13 protein-coding genes are annotated in these 15,954 nt (G+C 65.8%); 6 read left to right on the top strand and 7 right to left on the bottom strand.

Going from position 1 to position 15,954, the window contains the following annotated elements; genetic code table 11:
* Position 1: 1 nt before the first annotated feature.
* The 4 genes from ACSQ2F_RS08675 to ACSQ2F_RS08660 all read right to left on the bottom strand — a co-directional run bounded on the left by ACSQ2F_RS08675 (position 2) and on the right by ACSQ2F_RS08660 (position 4,496).
* Positions 2-1,306 carry a GH1 family beta-glucosidase gene (locus ACSQ2F_RS08675; protein WP_436021767.1) on the bottom strand — a complete coding sequence of 435 codons (1,305 nt, stop codon included), beginning with the start codon at positions 1,304-1,306 and terminating at the stop codon, positions 2-4.
* A gap of 38 nt (positions 1,307-1,344) precedes the next feature.
* Positions 1,345-2,187 carry a carbohydrate ABC transporter permease gene (locus ACSQ2F_RS08670; protein WP_436021765.1) on the bottom strand — a complete coding sequence of 281 codons (843 nt, stop codon included), beginning with the start codon at positions 2,185-2,187 and terminating at the stop codon, positions 1,345-1,347.
* 1 nt (position 2,188) lies between these two features.
* Positions 2,189-3,175 carry a carbohydrate ABC transporter permease gene (locus ACSQ2F_RS08665; protein ID WP_436021763.1) on the bottom strand — a complete coding sequence of 329 codons (987 nt, stop codon included), beginning with the start codon at positions 3,173-3,175 and terminating at the stop codon, positions 2,189-2,191.
* A 61-nt stretch (positions 3,176-3,236) separates the two neighbouring features.
* Entirely contained in the window at positions 3,237-4,496 is a 1,260-nt protein-coding gene (locus tag ACSQ2F_RS08660; protein ID WP_436021761.1) for an extracellular solute-binding protein, read from the bottom strand.
* A gap of 290 nt (positions 4,497-4,786) precedes the next feature.
* On the opposite strand from ACSQ2F_RS08660, the gene ACSQ2F_RS08655 reads away from it, so the two are divergent.
* Positions 4,787-5,812: a LacI family DNA-binding transcriptional regulator gene (locus tag ACSQ2F_RS08655; protein ID WP_436021759.1), complete on the top strand. Its 1,026-nt coding sequence runs from the start codon at positions 4,787-4,789 to the stop codon at positions 5,810-5,812.
* A gap of 150 nt (positions 5,813-5,962) precedes the next feature.
* On the opposite strand, the gene ACSQ2F_RS08650 is transcribed toward ACSQ2F_RS08655, so the two are convergent.
* Positions 5,963-6,604: an LON peptidase substrate-binding domain-containing protein gene (locus ACSQ2F_RS08650; RefSeq protein ID WP_436021757.1), complete on the bottom strand. Its 642-nt coding sequence runs from the start codon at positions 6,602-6,604 to the stop codon at positions 5,963-5,965.
* Positions 6,605-6,722: 118 nt separating this feature from the next.
* Here ACSQ2F_RS08650 and ACSQ2F_RS08645 point away from each other — a divergent pair, with 118 nt between their 5' ends.
* The 5 genes from ACSQ2F_RS08645 to ACSQ2F_RS08625 all read left to right on the top strand — a co-directional run bounded on the left by ACSQ2F_RS08645 (position 6,723) and on the right by ACSQ2F_RS08625 (position 12,717).
* Positions 6,723-7,628 (top strand): AAA family ATPase, encoded by a 906-nt coding sequence (locus ACSQ2F_RS08645; RefSeq protein WP_436021755.1) that lies wholly within the window; start codon positions 6,723-6,725, stop codon positions 7,626-7,628.
* A gap of 133 nt (positions 7,629-7,761) precedes the next feature.
* Positions 7,762-9,603 carry a TonB-dependent receptor plug domain-containing protein gene (locus ACSQ2F_RS08640; protein WP_436021753.1) on the top strand — a complete coding sequence of 614 codons (1,842 nt, stop codon included), beginning with the start codon at positions 7,762-7,764 and terminating at the stop codon, positions 9,601-9,603.
* Positions 9,591-10,190, top strand: coding sequence for a YfiR family protein (locus tag ACSQ2F_RS08635; RefSeq protein WP_436021751.1), 600 nt, complete (start codon positions 9,591-9,593; stop codon positions 10,188-10,190). The genes ACSQ2F_RS08640 and ACSQ2F_RS08635 overlap by 13 nt, the downstream gene beginning before the upstream one ends.
* 44 nt (positions 10,191-10,234) lie before the next feature.
* Positions 10,235-12,067: a hybrid sensor histidine kinase/response regulator gene (locus ACSQ2F_RS08630; RefSeq protein ID WP_436021749.1), complete on the top strand. Its 1,833-nt coding sequence runs from the start codon at positions 10,235-10,237 to the stop codon at positions 12,065-12,067.
* Between the two features lie 287 nt (positions 12,068-12,354).
* A complete protein-coding gene (locus ACSQ2F_RS08625; RefSeq protein ID WP_436021747.1) occupies positions 12,355-12,717 on the top strand; it encodes an HU family DNA-binding protein in 363 nt (120 codons plus the stop codon).
* Positions 12,718-13,728: 1,011 nt separating this feature from the next.
* Here the strand turns inward: ACSQ2F_RS08625 and ACSQ2F_RS08620 are convergent.
* Complete coding sequence (locus ACSQ2F_RS08620) at positions 13,729-15,345, bottom strand: hypothetical protein (protein ID WP_436021745.1); 1,617 nt, start codon at positions 15,343-15,345, stop codon at positions 13,729-13,731.
* A 53-nt stretch (positions 15,346-15,398) separates the two neighbouring features.
* On the bottom strand, positions 15,399-15,947 hold the full coding sequence (locus ACSQ2F_RS08615) for a type 4 pilus major pilin (RefSeq protein WP_436021743.1): 549 nt from the start codon (positions 15,945-15,947) through the stop codon (positions 15,399-15,401).
* Positions 15,948-15,954 lie beyond the last annotated feature (7 nt).

The raw sequence follows: 15,954 nt of genomic DNA, 5'->3' as shown, positions 1-15,954 counted from the left end.
GTCAGCGTCCCTTCCGGATCAGGTCGCGGTACCAGTGGGCGCTGTCTTTCAACGTGCGCTGCTGGTCCTCGTAGTCGACGTGGACGAGGCCGAAGCGCTTGGCGTAGCCCGAGTTCCACTCGTAGTTGTCGAAGAGGCTCCAGTAGAAGTAGCCCCGAACGTCCACCCCGGCCTCCATGGCCTGCTGGAGGGCCTCCAGGTGGGTGCGGACGTACTCGATGCGCTGGGTGTCCTCGACCTTGCCGGCCACGAGGCGGTCTGCGCCGGCGTACCCGTTCTCCGTGATGTAGACCGGCGGCAGGTTGTAGTCGCGGTTCACCTTCACCAGCAGCTCGGCCAGGCCCTGGGGATAGTTCTCCCAGCCCATGTCGTTGGCGCCCATGGCGTTCGGCGCCGGCACGGGCGGCGTGGCGGCACTGGCCCAGATGCGGGTGTAGTAGTTGATGCCCAGGAAGTCCAACGGCTGCGCGATTTCATTGAAATCGTTTTCATGCATGACCGGGTAAAGGTGCAGCCCGGGTGCCGTGGGATAGCGCTTCAGGAAGATCGGGTCCATGTACCAGCGCACGAAGGAGGCGTACTGGCGTTCGGCCAGGTCGCGGTCTTCCTGGCTGTCGGTCGCGGCCGTGACCGACGACTGGTTCAGCACGATGCCCAGCGGCGCCTTCACGCCGGCAGCGCGCATCGCCTGCAACGCCTTGCCGTGCGAGAGCAGCAGGTGGTGCGCCACCTGGATGGCCAGCTGCGGGTCCTTCGCGCCCGGGGCGAACTGGCCGACGTGGTGACCGAGGTGCGCCGTGCACCACGGTTCGTTGTGGGTGCAGATCGTGGCGACGCGGTCGCCGAGACGGCGGCCCATCACGGAGGCGTACTCGGCGAACCGGTCCGCGGTGTCACGCGAGCCCCAGCCGCCCAGGTCCTGCAGCGCTTGCGGCAGGTCCCAGTGGTACAGCGTCACGTGGGGCTTGATGCCCTTCTCGAGCAGGCGGTCGACGAGGTTGTCGTAGAAGGCCAGGCCCTTGGCGTTCCAGGCGCCGTGGCCGTCCGGCTGCACCCGCGACCAGGAGATGGAGAAGCGGTACGCATCGACACCCAGGCTTGCGATCAGGTCCACGTCCTGCTCGTAGCGGTGGTAGTGGTCACAGGCGACGTCGCCGGTGTGGCCCTCGAACGTGTTGCCGGGTGCGTGCGAAAACGTGTCCCAGATCGATGGCCCGCGGCCATCTTCGGCGGCCGCACCTTCGATCTGGTAGGCACTGGTCGCAACGCCCCACGAGAAACCGGGGGGAAACTTCAAATCGCTCACGCGTGGACTCCTGGAAAGAGAGAATTCGGTTGAAAGGATCAGGCCTTCACGGCCCCGGCCGTCAGGCCTTCGATGAGTCGGCGCGAGGCCATCACGAACATCACGAGGAGCGGCAGCACCGCGATGGATGAACCCGCGCAGATGGCACCCCATGGCGTCTGTCCGGTACCTTGCAGCGAGCGCAGCGCCAGCGGCACGGTGAACATCTCCATGTCGCGCATCACGATCAGCGGGCCCATGAAGTTGTTCCACGACCCGATGAAGGTCACCAGACCGAGCGTGCCCATGGCGGGGCCGATGAGGGGCAGCACGATGCGCACGAAGATGCCGAACTCGCCGCAGCCGTCGATGCGCGCCGCATCGACCAGATCGCGCGGGATGGCCGAGCTGATGTACTGGCGCATCATGAAGACGCCCAGCGCCGTGCAGGCGGCCGGCACGATGAGCGCCTTGGGCTCGTTCATCCAGCCGAGCCAGCTCATCACGATGACGGTGGGGATCATGCCCACGAAGGCCGGCAGCAGCATGGTTCCCATCACGAACAGGAACAGCGGGTTCTTGTACTTGAAGTCGAACATCGCGAAGGCGTATCCGGCCAGCGAGCACAGCAGCAGGTTCGCCACGGTCACGGCCACGGCCACGTACAGGCTCCAGCCGAGGTTGTGCCAGAAGTACGGCAGCTTCGAGACCAGCATTTGCACGTTGGCCAGGAACTGGTCACCGAACCACAGCGGCGGCGGCAGCGAGAGGATCTCGCGGTCCGAGTGCGTGGCGAACACGAACATGAAATAGAACGGGGCGAGCATGATCAATGCGCCACCGAGGACGATGCCGTAGGCCAGGGTATTGGCCGCGACGGATGAATTGCGGAACGTGCTCATCTCAGATCTTCGCCTCGCGGTTGCCGAGGAATCGGTTGTTGGCCCAGGTCACCCCGCCGATGATCAGGAACAGCAGCCAGGCAATGGCCGAGGCGGTGCCGAAGTCCCCGTCGACGAAGGCCGTGGCGTACATGTGCATCGCAGCGGTCTTGCCGGCCTGGTCGATGCCGCCGGTGCCACCGGTGAGGATGAACGGCTCCTCGAACAGCTGCAGGTTGCCGATGATGGTGAGCGTGACGGCGAAGAAGATCATGGGACGCAGCAGCGGCAGGCAGACGTGCCGGAACTGCTGCCAGGGCTTGGCGCCATCCATGGTGGCGGCCTCGAACAGGTCCTTCGGGATGGTCTGCATGGCCGAGAGGTACAGCACGGCGTTCCAGCCGACGTACCGCCAGAACACCACGAAGGAGATCATCCATTTGGTGTACTCGGGTTGGGCCCAGTCGATCTTCTCCGACGGGAAGATCCAGCCCAGCACCGGAACGTCCGCCATGGCGCTGAAAGTCGCGTTGACGACGCCGAAGTCGCGCGAGAAGAGCGACGAGAAGACCAGCGAGATGGCCACCGTCGAAGTGATGAATGGCAGGAAGTAGGCTCCCACCACGGCGTTGCGCCAGCGCCCGAAGGCGGTGTGCAGGAAGAAGGCCAGTGGCAGCGCCACCAGGTGTTGCGGCAGGCCCGAGACGAGCGCCAGCCAGACGGTGTTGAAGAGCGAGGTGTGGAACCAGTCATCGTTGGTGATGACGTAGATGTAGTTCTCCAACCCCACCCAGTTCATCGCCGAGAGCCCGGCGGCCGGGTCCCAGCGATGAAAGGAAAGGTAGACCGAGAACAGCAGCGGGAACAGGCCGAAGATGATGAACAGCACGAAGAACGGGCTGATGAACACATAGGGCGCCACATCCCGGAAATGCAGCGGTTTGCGCTTGCGTCGGATGGGTGCCGAAGGGACGCTTGTGGGCGCCTCGATCGGCTTTGATTCGGCCATGGCCTGCATGATGAAGAACTCGGTCTAGGTCAGAAGAAGATCCCGCGGCGGAGACGGTCGATCAGCGGCGCACGCGGCGCTTGATCTGCGACTGGGCATCGGCCAGGGCCTTCTTGATGTCCTTGTTCTGCTCCAGCACCTTGTCGAGCTCGGCGTTCACCACGCTCTCGGCCACCGGATCGAACTTGTCGATCACCGTCGCGGGGATTTTCTCAGCGGCGGTGCGCCAGGCCTGGCGGGCCTTCTGGCCACCGAGGTACTCCATCGGCTCGTCGATGAACGGGTCCTTCTGGGCTTCCAGCAACACGGGGAACGAGTCCTGGCCCTTCAGCGAGGCCAGCTGCATTTCCTTGTTGAAGGTCAGGAACTGAATGAAGTCCCAGGCGGCCTGCTTGTTCTTGCCTTGCTTCGGGATGGCATAGAACGAGCCGCCCCAGAAACCGTAGGCGCCGTTCGGCAGCTGGGCCGAGCGCCACTTGCCCTTGGACTCGGGAGCCAGCCAGTTGTTGAGGTGGCCAGCCAGCCAGCCGCCCATCATCTGCGTGGCGATCTTGTCGCGCTTGAACGACTCGCTCCACTCGTTGGACCAAGCCACGATCTTGCCGTCGATGCCGGCGGTGCGTGCGGCCTTCGCCAGCTGGAAGGCCTTCTCGAAGCGCGGCGTGCTGACGAGCGAGTTGCCCTTCTTGTCGAAGTAGATGCCGTCACCGTCCTTCAGGCCCGAGCGGATGTAGATGTCCTTGATGTCCAGGGCATTGGCCAGCATGTAGGCGCCGGTGGCCGCCTTCACCTTCTTGCCGGACTCGATGTACGACTCCCAGCTCTTGGTCATGTCGGCTTCCGTGACGCCGGCCTTGTCCAGGAGGTCCTTGCGGTAGAAGAGCGCGCCGGGGCCGATGTCGACCGGCAGTGCGGCGAGTGCGCCGGCGCTGTTGGTGGACTGGTTGACCGCGAACTTGGCCAGCTTGTCGCGCTGGGCCAGCGCGTTGTAGGGCGGCTTGCTCAGGTCTTCGAGACCACCCGACTCGGCGAACTTGCCGATGAAGCCGTTGTCGATCGCCATCACGTCCGGCACGTTGGAGCCGGTCGCGAGGATCGTCGTCATCGCGGTGTGGTGGTCGGGGTAGGCGAGGCTCGTGAGCTTGATCTCGACTTCGGGGTGCAGCTTCTTGTAGAGCGGGATGGCCGACTTGATGCCGCGATCCAGGTCAGGGAACGAAGAGACGTTCAGGGTGATGGTCGGCTTGGTCTCCTGCGCGTGCGCGCCGAAGGCCGCCACGATGGCGGCAGCGAGAAAAAGGGGTTTCGACAGACTGTTCATGGGGCGTCTCTTCCGTGCCAGAGGGCGTTGGGTTGATGCTGGACTGCTTTGTCGGGCCACCGAGATCGGCGACTTCGTGAAATCGTTTTCAGAACGGGCGGATTTCAACCCGAGGTCACGAAACAGTCAACAGGCATTCCCCGATATCGCGTCTAACCTAGGGAAACCACCGATCCTACGCAGACTCGGAGTACCAGAAACGTGGCAATCGGTTCTCAGGGTTTACCTGAAATCGTTATCATGGCAACCATCCGCACACCGGTGCACCTCTACTTCCGCGCGCCAACACCGTGAAACGATCCACTCCCCCTGAAGTCGCTCCCGCCGCCGTCACCCTGCTCGACGTCGCCAAGGAGGCAGGCGTTTCACCCAGTACCGTCTCCCGCATCCTCAACGGCACGGCTCGGGTGGACGCCACCAAGCGGTCGGCGGTCGAGAAGGCCATCAAGAAGCTCCAGTTCAAGCCCAACCTGTTCGCGCGCAGTCTGAAGACGGGCACCACCATGACGGTGGGCATCCTGGCGCAGGACATCGAAAGTCCGTTCTATACGCGGGCGATGCGAGGTGTCGAGCAAGGTCTGGCCGGCAGCGGCTACGCCCCGATCATCGTCAGCGGCCACTGGAACGCGCATGAAGAAGCGGAGCGCATCCGGCTGCTGCAGGCGCGCCGGATCGACGGCCTGGTCATCCTCACCGGTCACCTGCCTGACGAGCAGATCATCGAGTTCGCGCGCCAGCAACCCATCGTCGTCACGGGCCGGCACCTCGAGGGCCCGAGCATCCGTTGTCACACCATCGACCATGAGACGGGCGGCTACCTGGCCACCCGGCACCTGATCGGTCTCGGGCATCGGCGCATCGCCCACATCGCGGGCCCGCTGGACCATGTGGATGCGATCGAACGGCACAGCGGCTATGTCCGCGCCCACCAGGAGGCCGGCTTGGTCATCGACCCTGAACTGGTCGTCCAGGGCGACTTCATGGAAAGCGGCGGCCTGATGGCGATGAACCGGCTGCTCGACAGCGGGCACGCCTTCACCGCGGTGTTCGCGGCAAACGATCAGTCCGCCTTCGGCGCCCGCGTGGCGATGTACCGCCGCGGCATCCGCGTGCCCGACGACGTGTCGCTCGTCGGCTTCGACGATCTTCCCGTTGCCGCCTACCAGACGCCCCCGCTCACCACGGTGCGGCAGCCGATCTACGAGGTCGGACTCTTCGCGGCGCAGTCGCTGCTCAACATGCTGGGACACCCGACGCCCGTCGTGGAACTCCCGCCGCTGTCGCTCACCGTCCGCGAGACCACCCGCCGGATGTGAGACCCCGCTGGCCCGGGCAGGGCTTGGACTTGCTCGAGCGGCCGTGACGTTCTGGCGAACGGGGAATCCGCTCCTTCCGGCCCCGAGCCGAGGTGCAACCGTGGAACTGACCTTGCGCGCAAGCAGCGCTGGGTGCCGCAAGCCCCAGGCTCAGCCGAACGGCCCCTTGCGCAGCTGGTCCAGCGCATCGGCCACCAGTTCCAGCCGAAGCAGCGGGCTCTCCTGTTCCAGCAGACGCTGCTTGACAGCATTGGGCAGGGGCAGCAGGTCGCACCAGCGATTGGCCACCCAACCACAGTCGTCGAACTGCCACGGGCCCTGCACCGGCAGTTCCTCGTCGGCCAAGCCCTGTTCCCGCAAGTCGTCGACCACCCGGGCGAGCGCGAGGCCGATCGGCTCCAGGTCCGCCGGCAACGGAAGCGGCTGGTCGTCGGGAAGCAACGTGGCCTCGCCGACCCAGAGCCCGTGGGGCAGGCAGAGGGGCCGTTCGATGCGGAAGCGCTGCTGGCCGGTGCACCGGATCTGCAGCAGGCCGGGCCGTGGTCGTTCGAGAAAGTCGATGCGGGCCAGGGTCCCGATCGGGTGAAAGGCCTCCGAGCCGAAGGCCGCCGGGTCGGCGGCTCGCACCTCTTCGCCTTCGGTCAGGCACACCACGCCGAAGGGCGTGCCCTCGCGGTGGGCCCGGCCGATCATGTCGAGATAGCGCACCTCGAAGATCTGTAGAGGCAGCCGCCCTCCTGGGAAAAGCACGGTGCGCAAGGGGAACAAAGGCAGTCGCGTGTCACGGTCCATGCCGAATTGTCGTCCGGATGCCACGAAAACCGGGGCTTCCCCTTACGGATCGTGACACGCCGACAGGGCCGGCAATGATGTAATTGCGACTCCTCGTCAGTTCCAGAGTACGCGCGACATGCCTGTCATCGCCGTCGTCAATCGCAAGGGTGGTAGCGGCAAGAGCACGCTGGCCACGCATTTGGCTGCCTATTGCGCGAACAACGGCATCCTGGCGATGCTCGGTGACGTCGACCGCCAGCAGTCCACGCAAACCTGGCTGCGCCTCCGCGCCGGGCAGACGCTGCCCCGAAGCGCACCCATCCTCGGTTGGGCCGTCGACCCGCGCAATGTGATGCGCTCCCCGCCCGGAACCACCCACGTCATCCTCGACACCCCGGGCGGCCTGCGCGGCTTCGACCTGGCCCGCGTCGTCGGCTATGCCGACGTCATCCTGATGCCGGTCTGCAACTCGGTCTTCGACCGCGAGTCTGCCGCCGACTGCTTCGCCGAATTGCAGACCCTGCCGCGCGTGGCCTCGGGCCGCTGCAAGGTCGCCGCGATTGGCATGCGACTCGACGCCCGCACCAAGGCCGCCGACACCATGCGTGCCTGGGCCGACGGTCACGCCCTGCCCTATCTCGGCGCGCTCCGCGAAACCCAGGCCTATGTCCGCAGCGTCGAACAAGGCCTGACCCTGTTCGACATGCCGGCGTCCAAGGTCGAGAGCGACCTGGCGCAGTGGGCGCCCATCCTCGAATGGCTGACGCCCTTCCTGCACCGCCAGGCACAGGAAACCGCGTCCGTCGAACCTCGCGCGAAAGTTCGCCCGGTCGTGCGGCCTGCGGCCCCGGCCGAGCGACCGGCTGCCCCGGACCGACCCGACACCACCCCGCAAGGCATCGCACAGGCCGCCAGGCGCAGCCTGCCTTTGCCGCCCAACCTCGGGGAACTCAGCCAGGGCGGAGGCCTGCGGCAACGGCTCGGCCGGCTGTTCGGCTCACTGCATGGCCGCATGAGCGCCGGGACCGCAAGCACGTCCTGACACATCCCCGTCGCAGAGAAAGGCCCGGGCTGCCCTACACTGCCCGCTCCTTGAAGACCGGTCCGGGCCAGGGCCACGCGTCACGTTGACCACCCTTCCCACATCGCGCAGGCTCCTCCGCTCTCTTGCACCCTTGGCGCTGCTGTGGGCTGGAACCGCCGCAGCCTCCACCCCCGAGTACGCCGACCTTTCGCTCGAACAACTGTCCGAGGTGACGGTCAGTTCGGTGTCGCGGCGGGCCGAGCGCCTGGATGCCGTGCCGGCCGCCGTGTTCGTCATCCAGGCCGAGGACATCCGCCGCTCCGGTGCAACCTCCCTTCCCGGGGCGATGCGGCTCGCGCCGCAACTCATCGTCGCCCGCGCCGACGCGAACCAGTACGCCATCAGCGCGCGCGGGTTCAACAACGTGCTGGCCAACAAGCTGCTCGTCCTCATCGACGGGCGGCCTGTCTACAGCCCGCTGTTCTCCGGCGTGTTCTGGGAAGCCCAGGACATCCTGCTCGAGGACATCGAGCGCATCGAGGTCGTCACCGGACCGAGCACCGCCATGTGGGGCACGAATGCGGTGAACGGCCTCATCCACGTCATCACCAAGTCGGCGGTGGCGACGCAGGGTGTTTCGGCCGAGGCGCATGCAGGTTCCACCGAACGAGGCGCAGCGCTGCGTTTCGGGGGCGAGGCCGGCGACGATGCCCACTACCGCGTCTCCGTACGTGCGCATGACCGATCGAACACCGAGCAGGCCGACGGTACGGCCCTCCGTGACGGAGCGGACGGCGTCCAGGCCACCTTTCGGGGCGACTGGTCCCGCGGTGACGACGCCTTGCAGTTTCAAGCCGCGCTGTATGAATCGACCATCGACCAGGCACCGGTGGCCCGCGAGGTGTCGGGCGGCCACCTGAGGGGGCAGTGGGCCCGCGGACACGACGACGGGCGCGCCACGCTGGTCCAGGTCTATGCCGAGCAGACCGAGCGCCGCCAGGCGGGCGGCTTCGGCGAAAGCCGCAACACGGCCGACCTCGTGGCGCAGCATGAGTTCGAGCCGGCGTCCGGGCAGCACAGCGTGGTGGGCCTCGGGTATCGGCACAGCCGCGGGCGGGTCGACAACACGCCGTCCATTGCCTTCGAGCCGGCCTTGCAGGATGCCGCATGGTCCCGCGTCTTCGCCCAGAACCAGTCGGTTCTGTTGCCAGGCCTCGAGCTGACGCTGGCGGGCAATGTCGAGCGCAATCCCTACACGGGGACCGAATTCCTGCCCAGCCTGCGCATCGCCTGGCAGACGGGGTACCAGCACCTGGCGTGGGCGTCGCTTTCGCGCGCCGTCCGTGCGCCCTCGCGCATTGACCGCGACCTGTACCAGCCGGACCAGGCACCCGGTGGCTTGGCGGGTGGCCCCGATTTCCAGTCCGAGGTGGCCAACGTGGGCGAACTCGGGTTGCGCGGTCAACCGCACCCGAGGCTGTCGTACGCCGCAACGCTGTTCCATCACGAACACAAGGGCCTGCGCAGCGCCACCGCGACGCCGGTCGGGCTGCAATGGCAGAACCACCTCGAGGGCTACACCCGCGGGCTCGAGATGTCGGGCAGCTGGCGCGTGGCCGACAGCTGGAAGCTCGCGGCCGGGGGCGTGTGGCTGCGCACCCGCCTGCATGCATCCCCCGGCACCGTCGATGCCGGCGGACGCCGGTCGCTCGGCAACGACCCGGACAGCGTCTGGTCGCTCCGCTCCGCGTGGGACATCACCGCCTGGCTTCGCTGGGATGTGAACATCCGGCATGTCGACGCCTTGCCCGACCCGGCGGTTCCCGCCTACACCGCGGTCGACTCGCGCCTGGCGTGGCAGTACGCGCCGGACCTCGAGGTGTCGGTGACGGTGCTCAATGCCTTCGACCCCTCGCACGCCGAATGGGGTGCAAGCCCCGGCCGGGCGGAATTCCAGCGGTCGGCCGCCCTGCAACTTCGATGGCGGCTGTAGTGCGGTGGCGTCGGCGCTCCCTCGAGGCCTGCTCGACCGGCGGGCGGCGTGCGGCGCTGCGCGCGCTGGCCTGTGCCCTGCCCCTGGCCGCCTTCGCCGGTCGGGCCGACGCCGGCACGGCGCAGGTCGAGACCGCCGTCAAGGCGGCCTACCTCTACCGACTCCTCTCGTACGTGGACTGGCCGCCCGCGGTGCTGGAAGGTGGCGGGCCGTTCGGCATCGGCGTGGCACACGCCGACGACGTGCTCGAGGAACTGCAGCGCGTGCTGCCGGGCCGCACCGTGCACGGCCGCCCCGTCCTGGTCCGTCGCCTCACCGAAGGTGACGCCCTCGACGGCCTGCATGTCGTGCTGGTCGGCGGCTCAGTGCGGCGTGCCGCCGGCTGGATGCGCGAGCTCCGGGAGCGGCCCATGCTGCTCACGGTCACCGACGCCCCGCGGGGCCTGGAGACCGGCAGCGTGCTTAACTTCGTCGAGACCCAGGGCAAGGTCCGCTTCGAGGCGTCCCTCGGGGCCGCCGAGAAGGCGGGACTCAAGCTCAGCTCCCGGCTGCTGGCCGTCGCCGTGCGCGTGGAGACCAAGGAATGATGCGCCGCCGCCCCTCCCCCCTTCGCCGCAAAATCATGCTGGTCGTGCTGTCGACCACCCTCGGCGCCCTGCTGATGAGCGGCGCCATCGTGCTGTTGTACGAGCTGCATTCCTACCGGCAGGCCTGGGTCGCCGACCTCACCAGCCAGGCCGAACTCGTGGCGCGCGCGAGCGCCACCGCGCTCTCGTTCGACGATCCCAAGGCCGCGGCCGAGAACCTCTCGATGCTGCGCCTGCGGCCCCAGGTGCGCGCCGCCGCGGTCTACACCGCAGACGGCCGCGTGTTCGCCCGTTATCCGGCCGACCCGCCGCCCGGCAGCATTCCCGATGAAGCCGGCAGCCCCGGCGCCACCTTCGAGGGCGACGACCTCTCGGTCTTCCAGCGCGTCGCCCACGACGGCGATGTCGTCGGCTTCGTCTACCTCAACGCCCGGCACGACATCGTCGACCGGCTCATGGGGTACGGCCTCATCCTCGCCCTGGTCACGGCGGTGAGCCTGGCCCTCTCGGCACTCATCTTCAGCCGCCTGCAGCACCGGGTCACGCGCCCCATCCTCGCCGTCTCACGCGCGGCGCGCGACGTCATCAGCCGGCAGGACTACTCCCTGCGCGTGCAGCGCACGACGGACGACGAGGTGGGCGACCTGGTCGACGCCTTCAACGACATGGTCGCCGAGGTCGGGCGCCGCACCGAGGCCCTGGAGCGCTCCAACAACGACCTCTCCGTCGAGATGCTGGAGCGCCAGCGGGCCGAGGACGCCCTGCGCGCCGCCGACCGGCGCAAGGACGAGTTCCTGGCCACCCTTGCCCACGAGCTGCGCAACCCGCTCGCCCCCCTGTCCAACGGCCTGGAGCTGCTCAAGCGCCACGACCTGGCCTCGGCCGTCGGCCTGCGCACCCGCGAGATCATGGAGCGCCAGCTGCGCCAGATGGTGCGGCTGATCGACGACCTGCTCGAACTGTCCCGCATCACCACCGGCAAGCTGTCCCTGCGCCGTGAAGCGCTCGACCTGCGCCAGCTGCTGCACACCGAGCTCGACGCCATCACGCCCACCATGAGCGCGCGCGGCCACGGCCTGTCCGTCACCATCCCGGACCAGCCGCTGTGGGTGCACGGCGACGCCACGCGCCTGGCCCAGGTCTTCGCCAACCTGCTCAACAACGCCGCCAAGTACACCGACCCGGGCGGCCTCATCGACGTCGACGTCCGCACCGCCGGCACCCGCGTGATGGTCGACATCAGCGACAACGGCATCGGCATCGCCCCCGCCATGCAGGAAGCCATCTTCGAGATGTTCATGCAGGTCGACCGCTCGCTGGAGCGCGGCCGGGCCGGCCTCGGCCTCGGCCTCACCCTGGCCAAGCAGCTGATCGACCTGCACGGCGGCGACATCAAGGTGTTCAGCCCCGGCCTCGGGCTCGGCTCCCGCTTCACCGTCACCCTCCCGCTGACCGAGCCGCCCGCCGGCACGATGCCGAGCCCGCAAGGCGCCGACGCCACGGCACCCGCGGCCGCCGAACTGCCCCCGCTCGACATCCTGGTGGCCGACGACAACGTCGACTTTGCCGAGAGCCTCACCGAGCTGCTGCGCGCACAAGGCCACCAGGTGCGCGTGGTGCACGACGGTTGGTCCGCCCTCAACGAGGCCATCGCCTCGCCGCCCCAGGTCGCCTTCTTCGACATCGGCATGCCCGGCCTCAACGGCTACGACCTCGCCGAGCGCCTGCGCCGCCACAACGCCGGCCGCAACATCCGCATGATCGCCATCACCGGCTGGGGCCAGGCCGCCGACCGCGAGCGCGCCCGCCAAGCCGGCTTCGACCATCACCTCACCAAGCCGGTCTCGCTGGAGCAGGTGCTGGGGGCGTTGAGCTGACAAGAGGTGCCGACGCGCCGCTCGCGCTGAGCCGAGCCGAGCCGCGGAGATCGGCGTGCGGCGCTCCACGGCACGCCACGGATCGGCCGGCCGAGCGCCCCCCGACAAGTGCAGAAGACGCTCACATCGCGAGGCAGCGGCCCTCCGGTGATCGATCAACCGTGAGGAAGATCTCCATTTCGCTACGTGTTGATGCGGTGCATACCCGCGGCTACCTCGAAGCACGTCGGGTTTCCGTCACAATGCGGCAGCCCGCGAGTGGCGGGCGCAACCGATAGAACGAGAGAATGAACAAAACCGAACTGATCGAGCACCTGGCCTCCAAGCACGAGCTGACCAAGGCCGAAGCCGGCCGCATCCTGGAAACCCTGCTCGACGCGGTCGTCACCAACGTCAAGAAGGGCAACGCCGTCACGCTGCCCGGCTTCGGCTCCTTCAAGCAGCACGCCCGCGCCGCCCGCAACGGCGTGAACCCCAGCACCGGCGCCAAGATCAAGATCGCCGCCGCCAAGCTGCCGAAGTTCACCCCGGGCGCCGGCTTCAAGGCCGCCGTCGACCCGAAGGCTGCCGCACGCAAGGCTGCGAAGGTTGCTGCTGCGCCGAAGAAAGCTGCTGCGCCGGCCAAGAAGGCCAAGGGCAAGAAGGGCTGATTGAGTGCCTCGCCCGGGAGGGCGAGAAGTGGGGGTTACGCGCTCAGTTGGACTGGGCGCGTCTAGTGCCCGGTCGTGTAGAACTGGGCTCTTAAACTCGGCACGATGTTCGGCTGCGTATGCTCCTGAACGCTAAGCAATCCTCGCTCTGGCGGTATCTCGGCGACTGCTGGTCAATGATCTATCTCATGGGACCACCAGTTTCCAATTGACTGCAGACTGAACTTTCCTCAATCCAGCAGTAGCCGCAAATCCGCGCTAGGCGCAGGCGGTCGCGCGCGAAGTCGTTAACCGGTTTTGACTCGTATACCGCTCCTCCGGAGCGTAAACTCGTGTGCGGATTGAATTGAGATCAATCGTCAAGTCGCGTTTCGCAAGTTACTGGATTGGCTGGCTTTGGCCCAGTAGTTGTATTAGGCACCATCGCACTCTCCGCGTCTAGCCGGACCGATTTGTCCGACATAGAGCCAATCGCATAGTGATATACCGAATAGTGCACTTGTGAATGTAACCTGATCACATCAAAGCAGCGGACGAGCAGCCCAGTCGGCCATCGGAAGTCTGCCTCTGTCGGCAACCCAACTTGGGACACGCCAATCCCGTCGCGATCCGCTGACGCTGATATGGCTGCGTAGTCCTTTGCAGCAAATGAATAGTAAGTGTGCGGCGGCACCTCATATTCAATTGAATCTTGGTGCGCAGCGACCGGGTAATCCCCAATGATACCAATTACGTCGTGCTCAGGCGATCCGCCAATATGTTGCAACCGAATTCGAACCGTAGCATCTGACCCGTTATAGAATGGCCCGTATCGGACAAAGTAATTTAGCGGAGTTTGCGATGCGAGCGGCACCTGCCTCAGGAGCGAGGAATAACCTTGAGCGGGCGCCAAAAGTACGCCGCCCGACCCTCTCTGCCTCCCGTTGGTGACCGAGTCTCCCGTCGGGTCAAGTGCAAAAGACTCGACGCAAAAACACCCAGCACTCAATAGGGCAGCAACAGTTTTAATATTCATGATTCTGGATAATAGCAATACACGAAGGCGACGATATTTGCGGGAAGGATTGTCTTATCGGAAGACCGCTCAACGTACAGTTCCCATTCGTCACCTACATCGAGTGCGAAGCGATTGACGCCGGACACCGTATTTGCCCCTTGAACGGCCGGATTTTCGTTATTTGGAACGATTATCACGAGGGGCTCCACCTGTTTCGTTCCTGCTTCAGCGCAATCCGGCTTCGCCAAACGCACAGGGGCATCTGTGAACTGGATCGCTCTAGTACCCGCCAAACTAAAGCTGGAAAGAAGGGGAGCAGTTTTCGTATATACACCACTTCGGCAGATGAGTGCTGCCCCGTCCGATTGATCGGTGGCAAACACCCCTGGCTTGGCGCACGAGGCGCCCGCCTTCCCCCACCGCTGTGCAACGGTCCAGCGCGACTCTATGCAAATGGCGAGGGACTGATCGACCGTCACTGCCATGCGTCCAGTTCCTCCAGCCGCGGTAGTGGTTTCGCACCCGGCGCCTTCTTCAACGGCGTTTTCAAATGCCATGTCCCCCACGGTCAGCGTGCGCTTTATGCTTCCTCCGCCTGCGGACAATGTCATAAGATCACCATCTGGGCCGCGCACGCTCAGTCCGTTGGTTGGTAGGCGAATGCTGTTCGGATGATCCACGGAAAATAAACTGACCGCGCCAGCATAGACACCACCATCTGCGCGTACCTCGCCTGTCGTGGCGACTTCGCTCGAGCTCACATGAGTGGCATTGCCGCCGCCATCCGCAAACGTAGCGCTGGATGCGGCTAAAGCTCCAGCGCAGGTGATGCTCAGCCGACCATCTGGACGAAGGACCACGCATGGCTGACCATCAGTGCCTCGGACAGTCACATCACCACCGACGGAAACGCCCTGAGCGACCGAAACTCCACCGCCGATCTGAAGACTACCTGCTGCTGTGAGATCGCCACGCAGCGATGGATCTCTCAGATCGCCCATCCGGACGAACTGATTGAAACCAGCGCTCTCGGTGCCAATCCTTAAAGCCACAATCCCTGCTGGTTGTCCCGGAACCGGATTCGGAAGCGTCCACGCGTTATTGAAGCCGGTGATCATTCCTGGGCGTGTCGCCAGAGAAATTCCTCCGTCTGCACCGGTTCTGGTCAGGATGGGGCCGATCGTCACGCCGTCGACTGGGGTACCGCGCCCCTCGTCAAGGAATGGGCGCATGACGACGACGTGGGCTTCGACGTCACAGTTGACCGCGGCGCATCCCGGCGGAACGGTTCGCAGCGAGAGACTGTAGGGCCCGTCGTTCAACGCCGATCGTTCTGCATTCCAACCCGCAGGGAGGTAGCCCATGTCTCGGAGTTGGGCGACGGTCGGGCGCCAGACGCGATGACCCGATTCGTCGCTGACGGGAACAGAGACGGTCCCCTTGCTCATGGGCAGTCCTTGCTGCAGCGCGTTGAAGTGCTCGTACATCGCGCCTTGCAGGCCGTTGCGCAGCTTCTCAAGAACGGTTGCTTCGGCGACACCTGCTGCCCGCTTCATTTCCACACGGCGACTCTGCAAGATGGTCGCCGCGATGAGACCCATGATCACGAGGGCCAGCAACGCGAACAGCATGGCGTTCCCCCGCTGCGACGACGATGGTCGCCAGCCTCCGCGCACGCTCATGTTCATGTGCGACCGACGACCCACGTGATGTCGGCTGCAGCAGCCGTGGAGCAACCCGTGTTGAGCGCGGCCAAGTCAACGATGCCGTTCTCGGGCTTGACCACCGTCGCGCCAATGAGGATCTGTCGCGCAAGCCCTTGGGTGCCATTGATCACGCTGGTGCAGATGGCTCGCGGCACGTTCGGATACACCAACTCAGCGGTGCCCGAACCGGCTGGCGCACGCTCGCGCATCTCGATCGCCCCGCCAAACTTGTTGCGGGCCGCTGCTTGCGAAGTTTGGAGGCTCTCTGGAATCACCCGTGAGCCCACTGCGATGCCCGTGGTGAGACCCGCATAGGAGTACTGCCCGTAGTTCTGCTTCACGTTGCCGATGATGGTATTCACCTCAGCCACGGTCGCCTGAACGGACGCAGCTCGGTCCGCGTCCTGGTACTGAGTGACGCCGACGGCAACGACGATGCCGCCGATCACCATGGACAATAGTGTGAACAGGACCGCGTTGCCGCGTTGACGGCACTGCATCCGGGGAATGATGACGGAACGGGACATTGGTTGC

The organism is Rhizobacter sp. LjRoot28 (genome assembly GCF_964253025.1).
Classification (GTDB): domain Bacteria; phylum Pseudomonadota; class Gammaproteobacteria; order Burkholderiales; family Burkholderiaceae_C; genus Rhizobacter.
The sequence above is the reverse complement of the archived record's forward strand: the minus strand, read 5'-3'. Positions and strand labels throughout refer to the sequence as shown.

Excerpts from the sequence above, each read along its gene's own strand:
- ACSQ2F_RS08670 (WP_436021765.1), bottom strand. The coding sequence starts at position 2,187 with ATGAGCACGTTCCGCAATTCATCCGTCGCGGCCAATACCCTGGCCTAC.
- ACSQ2F_RS08665 (WP_436021763.1), bottom strand. The coding sequence starts at position 3,175 with ATGGCCGAATCAAAGCCGATCGAGGCGCCCACAAGCGTCCCTTCGGCA.
- ACSQ2F_RS08660 (WP_436021761.1), bottom strand. The coding sequence starts at position 4,496 with ATGAACAGTCTGTCGAAACCCCTTTTTCTCGCTGCCGCCATCGTGGCG.
- ACSQ2F_RS08650 (WP_436021757.1), bottom strand. The coding sequence starts at position 6,604 with ATGGACCGTGACACGCGACTGCCTTTGTTCCCCTTGCGCACCGTGCTT.
- ACSQ2F_RS08645 (WP_436021755.1), top strand. The coding sequence starts at position 6,723 with ATGCCTGTCATCGCCGTCGTCAATCGCAAGGGTGGTAGCGGCAAGAGC.
- ACSQ2F_RS08635 (WP_436021751.1), top strand. The coding sequence starts at position 9,591 with ATGGCGGCTGTAGTGCGGTGGCGTCGGCGCTCCCTCGAGGCCTGCTCG.
- ACSQ2F_RS08625 (WP_436021747.1), top strand. The coding sequence starts at position 12,355 with ATGAACAAAACCGAACTGATCGAGCACCTGGCCTCCAAGCACGAGCTG.
- ACSQ2F_RS08620 (WP_436021745.1), bottom strand. The coding sequence starts at position 15,345 with ATGCTGTTCGCGTTGCTGGCCCTCGTGATCATGGGTCTCATCGCGGCG.
- ACSQ2F_RS08615 (WP_436021743.1), bottom strand. The coding sequence starts at position 15,947 with ATGTCCCGTTCCGTCATCATTCCCCGGATGCAGTGCCGTCAACGCGGC.